Below are 18,161 nucleotides of genomic sequence, written 5' to 3'. Positions count from 1 at the left end.
CGGGTGCGCAAGTAGGCTGTTAGGAATAGCCCGATATCGTGCCGCTGTCAACGTCCGGAAGTTGAGGGATTTTCATCTTGTACCAGTGCAATCAGCGTACAGGGCATTGCCGGGACAAAACCGGCGCCGATCGGCTGCAGCGTGCCGTCTTCCCGCTGGCTGAAAAGCGGAATAACACCATGATTTTTCTCTATATATTCCAACCAGCCAAAGTTCTCGTTCAGCTTGGTGGCTTTGATGGTGGCGCCCTGGGCAATCAGGCTGCTTAGCCGACCGTAGGTGGCCTCTTGATTGAACAGGATCTCATGCCGGCGGAAGCGCGAACTTTCCGCACTGTTGCCGCGGCCTTTCAGCGGGGCGCCGGAGCGGATGGCGAACACCTGTCCTTCGCCAAAAATATGGCCGAAGTGATAGACCGCCAACGCATTTTGGTGGCGGTTGGGAGAGAGCGCCAGTACCTGTGCGGTGTCGCTGAGATCGAGATAGTTTTCGGCATGCTCAGAGTAAGCATGGCCATAATAGGCGGGGATGCCGTCCATACGCGCCTGGCGATAATATTCCCAACTGCTGTCGGTGACGAGCACCGGAATATTCAACTTCATCAGCGCCTGTGCCAGCATACGTGCGACGCTATTGGCGCCGACAATCAGCACTCCACGCGGTTTTTGCTGCTGTACCCGCAGCCAACGCGCCATCATGCCGCTGGTCAGGCTTTGCAGTACCACGGTGCCGATGATCACGGCGAACACCACGGTCACCAGCCGATCGGCTCCCGGATAACCGCTGCGCTGCAGCGTCAGGGCAAACAGCGAACTGACCGCCGCGGCGACGATGCCACGCGGAGCGATCCAGCATAGCAGCAGGCGATCGCGCCAGTGCAGGGAAGAGCGCCAGGTTGATACCGCAATACACAGCGGGCGGGCGATGAACTGCACCACCAGCAACAGGCCCAATAATGGCCAGCCCATGTTCCACAAGGCCTGAACGTCGAGTCGTGCCGCCAAAATGATAAACAGCGCTGAAATCAGGATCGCCGACAGCTCTTCCTTGAACGCCAGAATGTCGCTGGTATCCACATCGCGCATATTGGCCAGCCAAATGCCCATCACGGTAACGGTCAGCAGGCCGGATTCATCGGCAATGGCGTTGGACACGCCAAAGGCGGTGAGCATGATGGCCAGTACCGCCAGGTTTTGCAGGTAACGCGGCAGCCAGACGCGGCGCAGCGCCAGGCCCAGCAAATAGCCGAACAGTGCGCCAGCCACCAGGCCGACGGCGGCGGTAATGCCCAGCGTCCAGAACAGATGGGTGTAAGATTCTGAATGCTGTTTCAGTACGATAAATTCGAACACCAGCAGGGTAAAAATGGCGCCGACCGGATCGATGACGATGCCTTCCCAGCGCAGTACCTGGTTGATATTGGCATTCGGTCGCACCACGCGCATCAACGGGGCGATCACCGTTGGGCCAGTAACCACCGTGACCGCGCCGATCAGCGCCGCCAACTCCGGTGGAAAGTCCAACAGCCACCAGCAGGCCACGCCGATCACCAGGAAGGTCATCAGCATGCCAATGGTTACCAGATTGCGCACCACGCCGCCGAGGCCACGTATTTCCTCGACCCGTAGCGTTAGCGCCCCTTCAAACAGAATAATGGCGACCGACAGCGACACCAGCGGGAACAGCAAATCGCCGAACAACGCATCCGGCTGAACCCAATGCACCACAGGCCCCAGCACGATGCCAAACACCAGCAACGGCAGAATGGCCGGCAGGCGTAACACCCAGGCTAGCCACTGCGCCAGCAATGAGCTCAAGCCAATAACCACCAACATCAATGGGGCAGATAATTCCATAGTCATGTCCTTCGTCGTTCACACCGCAGCCTGGCTGGCCGCGCATCCTTAGCCTAATTACGTCATTGACGTGGTGATAACCTGACACAGTTTAGTGACAGTTAAGCAACCCTGATAACAGGCTGTTATCCAAAAGTATAGGGGAAGTGCTGAAACGATGCGGCGGCAATTGACAGTTAGCGCCTATCGCAAGAAAAGAGATCATAATCACGGTCGAACAGGCTACAATCGGTCAACCACGTCACATTTATTCTCAAGCCTAAGAGTGTTGCTATGAAAAATATCAATCCTAGTCAAACCGCTGCTTGGCAAGCCCTGCAGCAACATTTTGAACAGATGAAAGACGTACAGATCAGCGATCTGTTTGCTCAGGACAAAGAGCGTTTCTCCAAGTTTTCCGCCACCTTCAACGATCAGATGCTGGTGGACTACTCTAAAAACCGCATCACCGCGGAAACCCTGGAGAAGCTGCAGGCACTGGCGAAAGAAACCGATCTGCAAAGCGCGATCAAATCCATGTTCGCCGGCGAGAAAATCAACCGTACTGAAGACCGTGCGGTGCTGCATATTGCCCTGCGTAACCGCAGCAACAGCCCAATCATCGTTGATGGCAAAGATGTGATGCCGGAAGTGAATGCGGTGCTGGCCAAAATGAAACAGTTCTGTGACCGCGTGATTGGCGGTGACTGGAAAGGCTACACCGGCAAAGCGATTACTGACGTGGTAAATATCGGTATTGGCGGTTCAGATCTCGGCCCTTATATGGCTACCGAGGCACTGCGCCCGTACAAAAATCACCTGAACATGCACTTCGTCTCCAACGTTGACGGCACCCATATCGCCGAAACGCTCAAACCGCTGAACCCGGAAACCACTCTGTTCCTGGTGGCGTCCAAAACCTTCACCACCCAGGAAACCATGACCAACGCCCACAGCGCGCGCGACTGGTTCCTGAGCACCGCCGGTGATCAAAAACACGTGGCGAAACACTTCGCGGCGCTGTCCACCAACGGCAAGGCCGTCGGCGAGTTCGGCATCGACACCGCTAACATGTTCGAGTTTTGGGACTGGGTTGGCGGCCGTTATTCCCTGTGGTCGGCGATTGGCCTGTCTATCGCCCTGTCAGTGGGTTACGAGAATTTTGAACAGTTGCTGAGCGGCGCGCACGCGATGGACAAACACTTCGCGCAAACGCCGGCAGAGCAAAACCTGCCGGTGCTGCTGGCGTTGATCGGTATCTGGTACAACAACTTCTTCGGGGCAGAAACCGAAGCTATCCTGCCGTACGACCAGTACATGCACCGTTTTGCCGCTTACTTCCAGCAGGGCAACATGGAATCCAACGGTAAATATGTCGATCGCAACGGCAATCCGGTGGACTACCAGACCGGCCCAATCATCTGGGGCGAGCCGGGCACCAACGGGCAGCACGCGTTTTACCAACTGATCCACCAGGGGACCAAACTGGTGCCTTGTGACTTTATCGCGCCGGCCATCAGCCATAATCCGCTGAGCGACCACCATGCCAAACTGCTGTCGAACTTCTTCGCGCAGACCGAAGCCCTGGCGTTCGGTAAATCACTGGAAGTGGTAGAAGAAGAATTCGCAGCCCAGGGCAAAACGCCGGACGAGGTTAAGCACGTAGCGCCGTTCAAGGTATTTGAAGGCAACCGCCCAACCAACTCCATCCTACTGCGTGAGATTACGCCGTTCAGCCTGGGTAGCCTGATTGCCCTGTATGAACACAAGATCTTCACCCAGGGCGCGATCCTCAACATCTTCACCTTCGACCAGTGGGGTGTGGAACTGGGTAAACAGCTGGCTAACCGTATCCTGCCTGAACTGGCCGGTGACGAAGCGGTCAGCAGCCACGACAGTTCAACCAATGCACTGATCAATCGCTTCAAAGAATGGCGTTAATTAGCGTCTGAATTAATGCCAATAAAAAAACCCGCCTTGGCGGGTTTTTTTACGTCTGAAGGAATTACAGATTGATAGGCACTTCGAAACTGATGCCTGCGCCTACGTCATCGGCGGTGCTGGCGTTGTTATCGGTGTACCACAGGCTGGTATCAAACTTGACCTGAGAGTCGAAGTTGTAACCCCAGCCTAACTGAATGCCTTTCAGCGTGTCGGATTTCGGGAAGGCATGGTTAATTGGCTGGCTGTTCGGGTTTACTTTGGCGTATACCAAGCGGGTGCTCCAGCGTTGGCCATCGTCCAACACCATCTCTACGCGGCCGGACAGCATTTGCCCGTCGCCGCCCATGGCGTGGCCCAGTGGGTAGCCTTGCTGGTAGTAGCCACCTTTATAGGTGTAGTGGGTGTAAACATAGTTTTTACGGCTCATATCGGAGCGGGTATCTGCCCCTTCAATAGACCAGTTGATAGTGGTTGGGCCCCATTCAGGATGGCCTTCCAGCCCCAGCAGGTAGGTATTTTGCGATGGCAGGAAGCCCGCTTCATCTTCACCCACTAACTGACCGTACAGGCTGACAGGCAGACCAATCAACGGCTGCATTTTCAGCTTGAAGTCGAAACCGGCGAGCTGGTTGCCGGGATCGTTGCCTTGGCCTGAGTCATCGTTGTCCTTGCCGGTGAAGGCGTCCCAGAAGGAGCTAAAGGACTGTGGTCGGCCGCTGCCGCCCCACTGCATGATGCGCGAAGCACCCAACTCGAGGAAGTTGGTCGGCATCATGGTCAGACGGCCGCCGATCAGCTTGGTGTCAGGCACGGCGGTGTACTGCGACAGCTGACCTGCCGTCAGTTGGTACTGCCAGCGGCCAATCCAGGACAGCCAAGGGGTTTCAAACGGCGATTGGTCGGCGCGCTGCAGCATAAAGCCGGCGACCGGGCGTGCGGCGTCGGAACGGATCAGGCTGCCGTCGTAACCAGGCCCCCACCACTGGGAAACTTCACCGAAGGACAACCACTGGTTCCAGATTTTCACTGCGCCGTAGGAGCCGTTCAGGTTGAATTTGGAACCGTCGCTGACGCGTTGATCGCCTTCGACGGAACCCTGGAGACGCACGTCCCAGAATTCGCCGTTGGCACCAGCACCGACGGTGAGGCTTTGGTCAGCATATTGGTTCTGCCCGAAACCCTGTGGCGTGCCGGGCTTATCGGTAGCTGCGTAGCCGCTGACGCGAATATTGGCTTTCAGTTCGCCGACGCGGCGTTGAACACGGTCGATGACGTTTTTCTCGGTATTGGTTACCGGTTTGGCCTGTGAAATGACCGAACTGATCTCTTCCTGGCTTAGTGGCCAGGTGGACAGGCTAACGTTGATTACGCCGCGATCGGACAACCAGGCGAGGTCGTTGCGCAGGTCATTATCAGGGGTTACCAATCCGCTGGCATGGCCGGTTAATGCACAGGTAAACAGGCCTGCGGCGACCAGTCCGTTAAGCTTAGCGCGCATAAATATTCCCTTGTTAATTCGAGGTGTTTGTTTTATGTAAAGATCTATGACCCATCATAGTTGACATTTCAATTTGCTACAAATATATCCACATGAAACATTTAAATTTAACCATTTGAATGGTAATCGTTTTTTTCAATCGGCATACAGATGTTAATTTTTAAGATAATGCCTATGTTAGGATGCGTAGATAATTACAGTGGTGTTTATGGGGAATAATTATGGCAAAAACCTCCCGCTCAGTGATGGTGGCCAAAGGGCTACAACGGGTGCTGAACGTTGGGCTGTTGTTGTTGGCAGCAATCCTGATCGTTTTTTTGGTGAAAGAAACCATTCATTTGGCGAAAGTTTTGTTTGTAAATAACGAGGAGTCTACGTCTTATCTCTTGATTGAAGGGATTGTGATTTACTTTCTCTACTTTGAGTTTATCGCGTTGATTGTTAAATATTTTGAGTCTGGCTATCACTTTCCGCTGCGCTACTTTATTTATATCGGCATCACCGCAATTATCCGATTGATCATTGTGGATCATGAAAACCCAATCGATACGCTAATTTATTCCGCCGCGATATTGTTACTGGTAGTGACGCTCTACCTGGCCAATACCGACCGCTTAAAACGGGAATAGCAGAAATAAAAATGGCGGCCCGATAGGGCCGCCGAAGACACAGGTATTGATCGGAAATAACTGAAGTACATCAAGCGCAGTAGGGCCCACCCGTGAGTGAGGCCCGAGAAAACCTAACCTTTCACCCCACCGGCCGTCAGGCCTCCTACCAGCCAGCGCTGCGCCAGCAAGAATACGGCGGTAATCGGGATTGCCGACAGCACCGCCGCAGCGGCAAAGTCGCCCCACAGATAGTTTTGTGGGTTCAGGTATTGCTGCATGCCCACTGCCAACGTGTAGCTGTTAACGTCACGCAGCAACAGCGAGGCGACCGGCACTTCGGTGATGGCCGCGATAAACGACAGAATAAACACTACCGCCAGGATCGGTACCGACAGCGGCAACAGCACCAGGCGGAACGCCTGCCAAGGGCTGGCACCGTCCAATGCCGCCGCCTCCTCCAGCGAGTTATCGATGGTTTCGAAATAGCCTTTGATCGTCCAAACGTGCAGTGCGATCCCGCCCATGTAAGCGAAGATCACGCCGCCGTGGGTGTTCAGGCCGATAAACGGAATGTATTGGCCCAGACGATCGAACAAGGCGTACAACGCCACCAGCGACAGCACCGCCGGGAACATCTGGAAAATCAGCATGCTTTTCAGCAGCGTGCTCTTGCCGCGAAAACGCATGCGGGCAAAGGCGTAGGCGCAGGTGGTGGACAGCGTGACGATGCCGATCGCAGTGATCACCGCGATCTTGATTGAGTTCCACAGCCACAGCAGCACCGGGAACGGCGGTGGGGTAAGGCTGCCGTCGGCGTGGGTCACGCTCATGCCGAGCGCCAGCCGCCAGTGATCCCATGAAATCTGTTCCGGTATCAGGCTGCCGGTGGCGAAGTTGCCGGAACGCAGCGAGATGGTCACCACCATCAGCAGCGGGAACATGATCAGGGCGATAAAGCACAGCATCAGAATATGGGTCATCCACAGGCGCAGGCGCTGGGATTTGGGTTGGACCATGGCCATTATTTTTCTCCCTAGTCGAAGTTCATCTTGCTGGCTTTCAGATTCAGGATCGCCAGGGCGCCAACCAGCAGGAAGATCAGCGTGGCAATGGCGGCTGCCAGTCCGAAGTCCTGCCCGCCGCCGCCTTCGAAGGCGATGCGGTAGGTATAGCTGACCAGCAGGTCGGTATAACCGGCCGGCGTGGTGGTGCCAATCATGTCCGGCCCGCCGTTGGTCAGCAGCTGAATCAGGACAAAGTTATTAAAGTTGAAGGCGAAACTGGCGATCATCAGCGGCGTCAGCGGTTTGATCAGCAGCGGCAGCGTGATGCGGAAGAAGTTCTGCATCGGGGTGGCGCCGTCCATTGCTGAGGCCTCGTACAAATCGTCGGGTATTGCCTTCAGCAGCCCCATGCACAGGATCATCATGTAGGGATAACCCAACCAGGTGTTGACGATCAAAATCATGCTTTTGGCGGTGATAGGGTCGCTGAACCAGGCCGGTTTGATGCCAAACAGATGGCTGAGCATCATGTTGATTTCACCGAAGCTTTGGTTGAACAACCCTTTGAAAATCAGTATCGAAATAAACGACGGTACCGCGTAGGGCAGTATCAGCATCACGCGATAAACCGCTTTGCCTTTCAGCGCTTCCCACTGCACCACGCAGGCCAGCACCATACCCACCGCCACGGTGAGGATCACGGTCATGACCGAGAACACGATGGTCCAGATAAAAATCGACACGAACGGCTTCTTGATGCCTTCGTCCTGCAGCACGCGCAGGAAGTTTTTCCATCCGATGGTGACGGTATAGCCTGGGCTCAGGGTCTCTTTGGCCCAGTTGCCCTCGGCATTCACCGCCTGATAGAAGCCAATGTCAGGGTTTGGGCGGTATTGAGTATGGGTTTGTTGGTCGGTCAGCGTATTGCTTTCCTTGTCCAGCGCGTAGAGCGGGGTGGTGCCGGAAAATTGGCGCAGGGAACTCATGCGCAGCTCGCCGCCGTCCGGAAGTAATGCCACCAGTTGGCTTAGCGCCTGACGATTTTGCGTGATCACTCGCAGCGTGGCGCGTTCGCCGACCGGTTCTGCGCTTTCTTCCGTCAGTTTCAGCGTTTGCGGCGCACTGGCGTCAAAGCTGAACGGTTCGGAAATCAGTTTTTGGTCACTGTCAGGGTGGGTTAACTGCAGGCGCCAACGTTGATTTTCTGCCGAATACAGCCCGAAGGTGAAGGTTTTTCCGGTTTGGAACTGACGCTGCATCAGCACCGACTGAGCGCGTTCAAAGGTGAGCTGGTTGGTGCTGCTGTAGTTGGTAAAGGCGATGGCAATGGTGCAAATCAGCGGAAACAGGACAAACAGCCCCATGCCGGCGATGCCCGGATAAACGTAGCGCCAGGCGTAAGCCCGGCGATTGGCGAAGACGTAAAGCCCGGCGCTGACCAGTATCAGCGTCAGAATGGCAAACAGGTATTCACCCTGTGCATACATCAACACAATCAGATAGCAGGTAACCAGGCTGAACAGGCCGATGACCAGCCATTTCAGTACGTCACTCTGCCACCACTTCGACTTTTTGCGCGCAGGCGACCCGGCGTGAGCTAATTGCATAGGGCGTTCCTTTCTGTGAAGCCACAGCGGGGCGCTGATCCGCACCCCGCACAACGTTGTGTGTTACTTGGTGATACGGGTCTGCACATCATCCAACGCGGCTTTCACCGTCTGGCGGCCGCTGACGGCGTTGATTACCGCGCTGCGTTCGGCGTACCAGAAGGCGCTCATCTGCGGGATATTAGGCATGATTTCGCCGTTTTGTGAGTTTTCCATGGTGGCGGCGATTTTCGGATCCTTCGCCAGTTGCTCCTGGTAGGACTTCAGGGCCACCGCACCGAGCGGTTTGTCCTTGTTGACGTCGGCCAGGCCTTCGTTGGTCAACAGATAGTTTTCCAGGAATTCGGTAGCCAGCTCTTTGTTCGGGCTGGCGGCGTTGATCCCGGCGGTCAGCACGCCAACGAAAGGTTTGGACGGCTTGCCTTTAAAGGTCGGCAGCAGGGTTACGCCGTAGTTGATTTTGCTTTGCTCGATGTTTGACCAGGCCCACGGACCGTTGATGGTCATGGCGGTTTGGCCCTTATTGAAGGCGGCTTCGGCAATGGAGTAATCGGTATCGGCGTTGATCTGCTTGTTTTTCACCAGATCGACGATGAACTGCAGACCGGCCTGCGAACCGGCGTTGGCGACGCCAACGTCCTTGATGTTGTATTTGCCATTTTCATACTTGAAGGCATAACCGCCATCGGCGGCGATAATCGGCCAGGTGAAGTAGGGTTCTTGCAGGTTCCACATGATGGCGCTTTTGCCTTTGGCGCGCAGTTCTTTGTCCAGCGCCGGGATCTCTTCCCAGGTTTTTGGCGCCTGTTTGATCAGGTCTTTATTGTAAATCAGCGACAGCGCTTCCACGGCGATCGGGTAGCCGATCAGCTTGCCGTCGTAGCGCACTGCGTCCCAGGTGAACGGGAACAGCTTGTCCTGGAAGGCTTTGGAAGGATGGATTTCCGCCAGCAGGCCGGACTGCGCGTAGCCGCCAAAGCGGTCATGGGCCCAGAAGATGATGTCCGGGCCGTCGCCGGTGGCGGCAACCTGCGGGTACTTCTCTTCCAGCTTGTCCGGGTGTTCGATGGTCACTTTGATGCCGGTGTCTTTCTCAAACTTTTTGCCGACCTCGGCCAGGCCGTTATAGCCTTTATCGCCGTTAATCCAGATAACCAGTTTCCCTTCCTCGATCTTGGCGAAGGCGGAAGAGGAAAGCACCAGGGTGGTCAGAGCCGAAAGCACCAGTGTGCGGGCGGTGGTAAAGCTGCGAGTCATAATCCAATCCTTCTTTTTTGTGGGCACGTAAGTCAAGGAGAGAGGTTTCGCGGTAATAGTGGGTCACAAAGCGACACATTCTCATCCTCCCCCCCTCTACGCCCCACGCCTGCGTAGTGTGATCCAGTTAACATTGCTCCTTATTCTGTGGTGTCAGACACAAAATAGGGGGACGATTTTTGCCAGGCAGATCACAGATTTGTCTTAAGCGTGGAACTTCTCGTCCCCGCGGTCGTTCTCTCATCCTCCCATCTCCTCCCCCATGAAAAATCCTGTTACGGATGATTACCCTTTGTGGGGTTTACCGCACTATCGGCCACATTGATTTTATCGCCACGTGCAGCAGGGAATCGGATTTATGTCGCCAATGCCTACCGTCACTCAGCCAACCCTGTACCGGATCCACCCGGTCAGTTTCCGTGATGGAAACGGGGATGGCGTGGGTGATGCTCACGGCATGATTGCGGCGCTGCCCTACCTGAACCAGCTGTCGATAGACGGCCTGGTCCTGCCGCAGCCATTGGCGGAGCAAGAGGGGGCGGCGGTCGCCGCGCAGGGTCTGGCGCTGTGGTATTGCGACGGGCCGCATCACATTCGTCGCGCCGCCGCGTCGCAGCAGTACCTTCGTAGCCCATTGGCGCTGGAGGTCGTGCCCTTCAGCGTAGAGAAACTGATTGAGGTGTTGAATGCTCGCCGCGCCACTCTGGCAGACAGCCTGTGGAGCACCGGTGATGCGGATCAGCCGCGAGTCGTTAGCCATTGGGGCCAGGGTAATCTGCGTTCGGCTGATGCCTTTTTGACGCTGCTGGCGATGTTGCCTGCGCCCATCTGCCTGTATCAGGGCGAAGAATTGGGTCTGCCACACGCCGCCGGCCTGCAGGATCCGCTGGGTGCGCAAACGCCGATGCCCTGGCATGAAGCGCCGGAACAGGTGACCAACGGTGAGATCCACTGGTACCAACAGGTGGCCATCGAACATCGCGCGCTGGCCATCAGCCGCCAGCAGCAGGACAACCAATCCACCTTGCGTTACTGCCAATCTCTGTTGGCGCTGCGCCGCTTGCCGGTGATCCAGCAGGGCGAACTGAGCGTGGTCAGCCAGCATAACGGCGTGGTTCGTTTACTTATTACCCATCAGGATCAATGCCTTGAAGCGCTGATTAACCTGCAGCCTTATACTCAGGCGGCCGCGCCGTCTGAGGCGACCTTGCCACTGGCATGGCAGCACGGTGCGCAGCAAGAGGGTCATCAATGGGTTTTGGCGGGTTTTGCGTCCGCCATTTTTACACGAAATGTTAACTGCGAAAGCAGGGGAGTAACGCATGGCTAGCGTCACATTGCGCAGCGTTTATAAGGCCTTCGGCGAAGCTGTGATTTCCAAAGACGTCAATCTGACGATAGATGACGGTGAGTTTGTGGTGTTTGTCGGGCCGTCGGGCTGCGGCAAATCGACACTGCTGCGCATGATTGCCGGGCTGGAGGACATCACCTCTGGCGACCTGATGATCGGCGATAAACGCATGAATGAGGTGCCGCCTTCCGAGCGCGGCATTGGCATGGTGTTTCAGTCCTATGCGCTGTATCCGCACCTGTCGGTGGCCGACAACATGTCGTTCGGCCTGAAGCTGGCCGGTGCCAAGAAAGCGGAAATCAGCCAGCGGGTCAATCAGGTGTCGGAAGTGCTGCAACTGGCTCACCTGCTCGACAGGCGGCCAAAAGCGCTGTCCGGCGGGCAGCGTCAGCGGGTGGCGATCGGCCGTACGCTGGTGGCGGAACCGGACGTGTTCTTGCTCGATGAACCGTTGTCGAACCTCGACGCCGCGCTGCGGGTACAGATGCGCATTGAGATTTCGCGTCTGCACAAGCGCCTGCAGCGCACCATGATTTACGTGACGCACGATCAGGTGGAAGCGATGACGCTGGCCGACAAGATCGTGGTGTTGGACGCCGGGCGTGTCGCCCAGGTCGGCAAGCCGCTGGAGCTGTATCACTATCCGGCCAACCGCTTTGTCGCCGGCTTTATCGGCTCGCCGAAAATGAACTTCCTGCCGGTCAAAGTGACCGCCGCAGAACCGCAACAGGTCCAGGTCGAGCTGCCTAACCGCCAGTTGGTGTGGTTGCCGGTGGAAGGCACCGACGTTCAGCCCGGTACCAACATGTCTCTGGGCATTCGCCCGGAGCATCTGCTGCCCAGTGATGCCTCTGAAGTACTGCTTACGGGTGACGTACAGGTGGTGGAGCAACTCGGTAACGAGACGCAAATCCACATCCAAATCCCGGCAATTCGTCAAAACCTGGTTTACCGCCAGAACGACGTGGTGCTGGTAGAAGAAGGTGCAACATTCGCCATAGGCTTGCCGCCTCACCGTTGCCATCTGTTCCGTGAGGACGGTACGGCATGTAAACGGCTGCACCAGGAGCCGGGCGTTTAAAGCATCACAGTCTGTATAACAGGAGAATAATGATGACTACTCTGCGCAAACTTCCTCTGGCACTGGCAATCGCCGCTGGTGTGCTTACCACTCAGGCGATGGCCGTTGATTTTAAAGGCTACGCCCGTTCCGGCATCGGCTGGACCGGCAGTGGTGGCGAGCAACAGTGCTTCCAGGCTACCGGTGCCGGCAGCAAGTACCGTCTCGGCAACGAATGCGAGACCTACGCCGAGCTGAAACTGGGACAGGAAGTGTGGAAAGAAGGCGATAAAAGCTTCTACTTCGATACCAACCTGGCTTACTCCGTTTCACAACGTTCCGACTGGGAAGACGTGACGCCAGGCTTCCGTGAAGTGAATGTGCAGGGTAAAAACCTGATTGAATGGTTGCCGGGTGCCAACATGTGGGCCGGTAAGCGTTTCTATCAGCGTCATGATGTTCACATGATTGACTTCTACTACTGGGATATCTCTGGCCCAGGTGCCGGTCTGGAAAATATCGATCTGGGCTTCGGCAAGTTGTCTGCTGCCGTAACCCGTAACTCAGAATCCGGCGGCTCTTACGGTTACCTGGATAACGAGTGGGATCAACGTCCTACCGTCAACGACACCTTCGACGTGCGTTTGGCCGGTCTGGAGTTGAACCCGGGCGGCACCCTGGAGTTGGGTGTGGACTACGGTCGCGCCAATACTCAGGACGGATACCATTTAGCTGACGGCGCCAGCAAAGACGGCTGGATGTTCACCGCGGAACATACCCAGAGCATCCTGACCGGCTACAACAAGTTTGTGGTGCAGTACGCCACCGACTCCATGACTTCGCAGAACAACGGCCGCAACCAGGGCTCAACCATCGACAACAACGGCAAGATGATCCGCGTGCTGGACCACGGTGCCATCGACTTCAACGATCAATGGGCGCTGATGTACGTCGGTATGTTCCAGGATGTCGATCGTGACAACAATAACGGCACCACCTGGTACACCGTGGGCGTACGTCCAATGTACAAATGGACGCCAATCATGAGCACCCTGCTGGAAGCCGGTTACGACAACGTGAAATCCCAGCGCACTGGCGATCGCAACGGTCAGTACAAAGTGACCCTGGCGCAACAGTGGCAAGCGGGCAACAGCATCTGGTCACGTCCGGCTATCCGCGTATTCGCGACCTACGCCAAGTGGGATGAGAAGTGGGGCTACGCCAATAACGATTCCGGCGCCGGTTACACCTCGGGCACTGCGTACAACGACACCAGCTTACATACCTTCAGCCGCGGCAATGACGACGAAGTCACCTTCGGCGCCCAGATGGAAATCTGGTGGTAATGAGATAACGGGGAGGGCCAGGTGCTCTCCCCAGCCTGTATTCGCCGGCGTCGTCTCTCTTGCCTGAGCCGCGCCGGATATCATGGGGTATAACAATGAAAAAGAATCTGCTGTCACTTTGCCTGTCACTGGCTCTGACCCTTGGCGCCCCGCTGGTGGCCAATGCCGATACGCCGGCCAATGTTTCCATCGCGCCGGCCATTAGCGCCAGCACGCTGCAAAGCCTGCCGTGGCAACCGCTGATGCCGCCGGTCAGCCAGGACATCAAACTGGATAATGTCAGCCCGCAAATCAACCAGGGCGACATTCAGGGCGCTATCGCCGCTTATACGCTACCGGCCGATCGCGGTTCGCTGGAAGTCACGCTGAGCAGCATCAGCAAGAACAACTCACTTTACGCGCCGAGCGTGTTGGTGCTGGATGAGCACCTGCGCCCTGCGGCCTATTACCCGAGCAGCTACTTCCCGTATCAACCACCGGGTGCGATGTCATCCGATCGGCTGGAGGGCACGCTGAAACTGACCCCGGCACTCGGTCAGAAACAAATTTATCTGCTGGTGTACACCACCCGTCAGGATCTGGCGAAAACCACGCAACTGACCAACCCGGCCAAGGCTTATGCACAGGGCGTGGGCAACGCGGTGCCGGATATTCCGGATCCGATCGCCCGGCATAGCACCAGCGGTACTATCAAACTGAAGGTCACGGCAGAGCAGGGCAGCGGCAATATCATGATCGGCATGCTGCAGCCGGCACCGGCGGCGACGCCAGTGGTGGTGGGATCAACGGCCGCCGTCGCAGCAGCACCGGCTCCGGCGCCGACTCAACCGGCGGAACCCATGTTGAATGATACCGAAGCTTACTTTAACAACGGCATCAAACAGGCGGTGAAGGCGGGCGATATCGATAAAGCGCTGAAACTGATGAATGAGGCTGAAAAACTGGGTTCCACCACAGCACGTGAAACCTTTATTGGTAGCGTGAAAGGCAAGGGGTAGTACCCGACGCTGTCGATGCTGGCTCGATGATTGGTGCGCCCCGGCGCACCTTTTTTCATCCGTGGGCCAGGGTGGTGCCGATCAACGCCAGCAGGCGGGCATTATCCACCTGCTGCATCACCCGCAACGGCTTGCCTTCGGGCTCCGGCATGCCGACCGTCAGACGCAGGCCTCCGGGACGCCAGCGGCGAGAACTGCCACGCGTCATAGCGCCTTCCAGTGCGACATCCACATAATATTCCTCCGTGGTCACCAACTGTGGCTCAAGCAACCAGGCAATCACCAGCGCATCGTGGATCCAGCAACCCGGCAGATGGCGGGTATGGCGGGAATAGTCGATCCAGGGTTGAGTGGTGGTTCGCAGATAGCGGCACAGCGGCGTGTCCGGTTGGGTCATCTGCGCCAGGCTTTCCTGAGTCAACATGGTTTGCGTAGTAACGTCCAGTGGGGCGAGCGTAATATTGGCACCGCTGGTCAGCACCTGCCGTGCGGCTTCCGGATCCAGACCAAAATTGGTGTCCTTGATGTAGCCCTCCAGGTTGAAGACTCCGCCCATGATCACAATTTCCTTCACCGCCTGTGCCATCTGCGGGTACAGCTGCAGAGCATGGGCGACGTTGGTCAGGGGGCCGATTGCCGCCAGGGTGATCTCGCCGGGGTTATTGCAAATCAGCTCGCCGATCGCCACGGCGGCGTTCGGCGTTGGTGTGGTTGCGGCCTGTGGATAAGGCGTATTGCGCCACAGTGCCGCCAGATCAGGATCGGCAATCGCGCGGTCGAGGTGGGCGCGCCAGGGTTCTGGCGGTTCGCTCAGCGCGCGCGCCGCGCCGACGGCAATCGGCACCTGATAGCCGGTTTGTTGCAGCAAATGTTGTGCCACGGCAAAGCCAACGTCACGTGGCGTATTGCCCGCAACAATGCTGATCAACTCCAGTGAGAGTCGCGGGCGGGCTGCCAGTGCCAATGCCAGCGCCAGCCCGTCATCGACGTTGGCGCCGGGAATGCCGTTGCCGGGATCGCAATCAATAATCAAACGCATAGCGGTTACCTGAATCAATAAACTAACAGCCGCACGATCGGCGGATATGCAGTTGGAAAGCGAATTCGTGCAGCTCTGGCTGCGCAGCACCGGCAGCCAGCATGGCGATCGCTCGCTTGGCCATGGCGTCAATCGGTTGTTCGACCGCACTGAGCGGTGGCACGCTGAACTCGGACTGCTGGGTGCCGTTAAAACAAATGATCGCCAGATCGTCCGGCACGCGAAGCCGGTGTTCTGCCAGTGCCGACAGGCAACCGAGCGCCTGTTGTTCGTTAGAGGTGAATATGGCCCGCGGCCGCGGGGCTTGCAGCATTTTCTGGCTGGCCTGATACCCCCCCTGACGGGTATAGGGCGCTTCGAATATCCACTCTTCGCGTGGCGCAATGCCCGCTTCCTTCAGTGCATCACGCCAGCCGTTAAGGCGGTCCTGCGCGTTGAGCATGGTCAAGGGGCCCACAAAAATGCCGATGTCCTGATAGCCGTGCTGCAACAGATGGCGAGTTGCCTGACAGGCCGCATCACGCTCGTCGACGCGAATAGCGCAGACGCCGGCATGGCTGTCTATGGTGTCAATCATTACGCATGGCGTGCCGGATGCGCGGATCAGATCGAACCAGGGATGGCGATCGACGCTGGTGTACAGCAGACCGTCAACCTGACGGCGCAGCAGATGATTAATCAGGTCGTGCTCGCGCTGGCGGTCGTCACCGGCGTCACCCAACAGCAGTACCCGACCGTGGCTGAAAGCCTCTCGCTGCAACGCCTGGGCCAGGGTGGCAAAAAACGGGTTGGAGATATCGGGTACCACCAACCCGTAGGTCAGGGTGTTGCCTGAAGCCAGTGCCCGGGCGATATCGTTTGGTCGGTAACCGGTTTTTTCAATAGCCTCCAGCACCCGCAGACGGGTGGTTTCCGCCACCGGGCGCGGTCCGTTGTTGATCACGTAGCTGACGACCGCAACCGAGGTGCCCGCTACGCGGGCGACGTCGGCACGGGTGATGCGTCGCGCGGATTGATTATCCAAGTTGGGTTCCTGTGCGCCCTGATTACGCCGCGTCCTGCGGCAGGTTTAGATCGCGGCCGCGGGTTTCCGGTGCAAAGAAGGTGGTGATTAAGCCAATGGCCGCCATTACAACAAAATAGCAGGCGACAGGCCACCAGTGACCGAAGCCGGACAGCAACGCGGTGGCGATCAGCGGAGCGGTACCGCCGGAAAGGATCGACCCCAGCTCCTTGGCGAACGCCATTTTTGAATAGCGATTTTTGACGCCGAACAGTTCCACGCCATAGGCCGCCTGCACCCCAAAAATGCCGAGTGACGCAATGCACATGCCGACCACAATCACTGAAATGACGGTTGCCGGTTCGCGGCTGTCGAGCAGCCAGAACGCCGGGAAGGCATACAACACCAGCAACAGACAGAACCAGCGGTAAGTGATACGACGGCCGAAGCGATCGGAAAGCCAACCGGCCAGGGGGATCACCAGGAAACCGCACAGTGAGGCGATCATCACCGCCAGCGCGGGCACCGATTTGTCCACCATCAGCACCTTGGCGACGTAACCGACGATAAAGCCCTGACACAGATAGGAGGGGCCATTCTCGCCAATGCGCAGGCCAAGCATGATCCAAAAAGCTTTGGTGCGCTGCAAATAACTGCGGTTATCCGGCTCGGTGGGGGTATTTTCCAGCATCCGCTGGCGGTTTTGCTGAAGCTCGCGTTCAAACACCGGCGTTTCGCGTACGTGGCGGCGCAGGTACAGTGCTCCTGCGGCGATCAGGATGCTGGCAAGGAACGGAATACGCCAGCCCCAGGCGATAAGATCCGCTTTGTCCAACTGCAACACTAACAACCACACCAGCGACGCCAGCAGGGTGCCGCTGTTGGAACCGATGGCGATGATCGAAGCGACCAGACCGCGTCGTTTTGCCGGTGCGTATTCTGCCAGCATCACCGCGCCGCCGGAGAGCTCCGCTCCGGCACCGAAACCTTGCGCAAAACGCAGGATCACCAGACAGACAGGCGCCCAAACGCCAATTTGTGCGTAGGAGGGGATCAGCCCGATCAGCGTGGTAGAAACGCCCATCAACGCGACCGTGGTGAGCAGTACCACCCGGCGGCCTTTGCGATCGCCAATCCAGCCAAAGACCAACGCACCGATTGGACGGGCGACAAAGCCGACGGAGTAAGTGGCAAAGCTGGCCAACAGCGCCACTATCGGTGTGGCTTCGGGAAAGAACACGTCGCCGAACACCATACCGGCCGCCAGGCCATACAGTGCGAAATCGACATATTCCATCGCGGTGCCGAGCCAGCAGGAAAAAGTGGCACGCCAGAATTGGCCGCGTCCTTCTTTGGTGGCCAGGCGTTCGTCGGCCGCCAGCGTATCGCCGGCGGCCTGTTGGTGTGCAAGCGTTGTTTCGCTCATGGCATTGATATCCTCTTTTCGTCATGCGCCATAAATGGCGCCGTTAAAGATGGTTTCCCTGGTGTCGGCAAGAAGGTTTGCTGACAAAGTGTTGGACTGATGGCGATTCAACGCTGCGGCACAAGAGTATCTACGCGCGTAGATAAAACAATGTGGCAGAGGCGAAAGTTTGCAGGCGATCA

14 protein-coding genes are annotated in these 18,161 nt (G+C 57.1%); 6 read left to right on the top strand and 8 right to left on the bottom strand.

All coding sequences use genetic code 11. The features are described 5' to 3' along the window. Positions 1-47: 47 nt before the first annotated feature. Positions 48-1,856 carry a sodium:proton antiporter gene (locus NR114_RS13240; RefSeq protein ID WP_176984388.1) on the bottom strand — a complete coding sequence of 603 codons (1,809 nt, stop codon included), beginning with the start codon at positions 1,854-1,856 and terminating at the stop codon, positions 48-50. 273 nt (positions 1,857-2,129) lie between these two features. Between NR114_RS13240 and pgi the strand changes: the two genes are divergently transcribed. Next, positions 2,130-3,776 (top strand): glucose-6-phosphate isomerase, encoded by a 1,647-nt coding sequence (gene pgi, locus NR114_RS13235; RefSeq protein WP_048759960.1) that lies wholly within the window; start codon positions 2,130-2,132, stop codon positions 3,774-3,776. 64 nt (positions 3,777-3,840) lie between these two features. On the opposite strand, the gene NR114_RS13230 is transcribed toward pgi, so the two are convergent. Then, entirely contained in the window at positions 3,841-5,277 is a 1,437-nt protein-coding gene (locus NR114_RS13230; RefSeq protein WP_129941610.1) for a capsule assembly Wzi family protein, read from the bottom strand. 221 nt (positions 5,278-5,498) lie between these two features. Here NR114_RS13230 and psiE point away from each other — a divergent pair, with 221 nt between their 5' ends. After that, a complete protein-coding gene (gene psiE / locus NR114_RS13225; RefSeq protein WP_020837183.1) occupies positions 5,499-5,906 on the top strand; it encodes a phosphate-starvation-inducible protein PsiE in 408 nt (135 codons plus the stop codon). A 113-nt stretch (positions 5,907-6,019) separates the two neighbouring features. On the opposite strand, the gene malG is transcribed toward psiE, so the two are convergent. From malG to malE, 3 genes are all read right to left on the bottom strand, one after another. Further along, a complete protein-coding gene (gene malG, locus NR114_RS13220) occupies positions 6,020-6,910 on the bottom strand; it encodes a maltose ABC transporter permease MalG (protein WP_256814180.1) in 891 nt (296 codons plus the stop codon). Between the two features lie 11 nt (positions 6,911-6,921). Further along, positions 6,922-8,499: a maltose ABC transporter permease MalF gene (gene malF, locus NR114_RS13215; protein WP_256814179.1), complete on the bottom strand. Its 1,578-nt coding sequence runs from the start codon at positions 8,497-8,499 to the stop codon at positions 6,922-6,924. 63 nt (positions 8,500-8,562) lie between these two features. Beyond that, a complete protein-coding gene (gene malE / locus NR114_RS13210; RefSeq protein ID WP_020837180.1) occupies positions 8,563-9,756 on the bottom strand; it encodes a maltose/maltodextrin ABC transporter substrate-binding protein MalE in 1,194 nt (397 codons plus the stop codon). 358 nt (positions 9,757-10,114) lie between these two features. On the opposite strand from malE, the gene NR114_RS24245 reads away from it, so the two are divergent. From NR114_RS24245 to malM, 4 genes are all read left to right on the top strand, one after another. Further along, positions 10,115-11,086 (top strand): alpha-amylase family glycosyl hydrolase, encoded by a 972-nt coding sequence (locus tag NR114_RS24245; protein ID WP_020837179.1) that lies wholly within the window; start codon positions 10,115-10,117, stop codon positions 11,084-11,086. Continuing rightward, positions 11,079-12,188, top strand: coding sequence for a maltose/maltodextrin ABC transporter ATP-binding protein MalK (gene malK, locus NR114_RS13195; RefSeq protein WP_020837178.1), 1,110 nt, complete (start codon positions 11,079-11,081; stop codon positions 12,186-12,188). The genes NR114_RS24245 and malK overlap by 8 nt, the downstream gene beginning before the upstream one ends. Before the next feature lie 32 nt (positions 12,189-12,220). Beyond that, on the top strand, positions 12,221-13,513 hold the full coding sequence (locus NR114_RS13190; RefSeq protein WP_046372520.1) for a maltoporin: 1,293 nt from the start codon (positions 12,221-12,223) through the stop codon (positions 13,511-13,513). A 95-nt stretch (positions 13,514-13,608) separates the two neighbouring features. Next, positions 13,609-14,511, top strand: coding sequence for a maltose operon protein MalM (gene malM / locus NR114_RS13185; protein ID WP_116691095.1), 903 nt, complete (start codon positions 13,609-13,611; stop codon positions 14,509-14,511). 55 nt (positions 14,512-14,566) lie between these two features. Here the strand turns inward: malM and NR114_RS13180 are convergent, their stop codons facing one another. From NR114_RS13180 to NR114_RS13170, 3 genes are read right to left on the bottom strand one after another with little or no spacing between them, the layout of a single operon-like run. Beyond that, positions 14,567-15,550, bottom strand: a complete 984-nt coding sequence (locus tag NR114_RS13180) for a nucleoside hydrolase (RefSeq protein WP_115060668.1) — start codon at positions 15,548-15,550, stop codon at positions 14,567-14,569. A 22-nt stretch (positions 15,551-15,572) separates the two neighbouring features. Next, complete coding sequence (locus tag NR114_RS13175; protein WP_020837174.1) at positions 15,573-16,574, bottom strand: LacI family DNA-binding transcriptional regulator; 1,002 nt, start codon at positions 16,572-16,574, stop codon at positions 15,573-15,575. Between the two features lie 22 nt (positions 16,575-16,596). Then, positions 16,597-17,979: an MFS transporter gene (locus tag NR114_RS13170; protein ID WP_020837173.1), complete on the bottom strand. Its 1,383-nt coding sequence runs from the start codon at positions 17,977-17,979 to the stop codon at positions 16,597-16,599. Positions 17,980-18,161: the final 182 nt, after the last annotated feature.

The organism is Serratia sp. Ser99 (assembly GCF_024519545.1).
GTDB classification, from domain to species: Bacteria; Pseudomonadota; Gammaproteobacteria; order Enterobacterales; family Enterobacteriaceae; genus Serratia; species Serratia liquefaciens.
The sequence above is the reverse complement of the archived record's forward strand: the minus strand, read 5'-3'. Positions and strand labels throughout refer to the sequence as shown.

Excerpts from the sequence above, each read along its gene's own strand:
- NR114_RS13230 (WP_129941610.1), bottom strand. The coding sequence starts at position 5,277 with ATGCGCGCTAAGCTTAACGGACTGGTCGCCGCAGGCCTGTTTACCTGT.
- NR114_RS13190 (WP_046372520.1), top strand. The coding sequence starts at position 12,221 with ATGACTACTCTGCGCAAACTTCCTCTGGCACTGGCAATCGCCGCTGGT.
- pgi (WP_048759960.1), top strand. The coding sequence starts at position 2,130 with ATGAAAAATATCAATCCTAGTCAAACCGCTGCTTGGCAAGCCCTGCAG.
- NR114_RS13170 (WP_020837173.1), bottom strand. The coding sequence starts at position 17,979 with ATGAGCGAAACAACGCTTGCACACCAACAGGCCGCCGGCGATACGCTG.
- malG (WP_256814180.1), bottom strand. The coding sequence starts at position 6,910 with ATGGCCATGGTCCAACCCAAATCCCAGCGCCTGCGCCTGTGGATGACC.
- malE (WP_020837180.1), bottom strand. The coding sequence starts at position 9,756 with ATGACTCGCAGCTTTACCACCGCCCGCACACTGGTGCTTTCGGCTCTG.
- malF (WP_256814179.1), bottom strand. The coding sequence starts at position 8,499 with ATGCAATTAGCTCACGCCGGGTCGCCTGCGCGCAAAAAGTCGAAGTGG.
- NR114_RS13180 (WP_115060668.1), bottom strand. The coding sequence starts at position 15,550 with ATGCGTTTGATTATTGATTGCGATCCCGGCAACGGCATTCCCGGCGCC.
- malM (WP_116691095.1), top strand. The coding sequence starts at position 13,609 with ATGAAAAAGAATCTGCTGTCACTTTGCCTGTCACTGGCTCTGACCCTT.
- malK (WP_020837178.1), top strand. The coding sequence starts at position 11,079 with ATGGCTAGCGTCACATTGCGCAGCGTTTATAAGGCCTTCGGCGAAGCT.
- NR114_RS24245 (WP_020837179.1), top strand. The coding sequence starts at position 10,115 with ATGTCGCCAATGCCTACCGTCACTCAGCCAACCCTGTACCGGATCCAC.
- NR114_RS13240 (WP_176984388.1), bottom strand. The coding sequence starts at position 1,856 with ATGGAATTATCTGCCCCATTGATGTTGGTGGTTATTGGCTTGAGCTCA.
- psiE (WP_020837183.1), top strand. The coding sequence starts at position 5,499 with ATGGCAAAAACCTCCCGCTCAGTGATGGTGGCCAAAGGGCTACAACGG.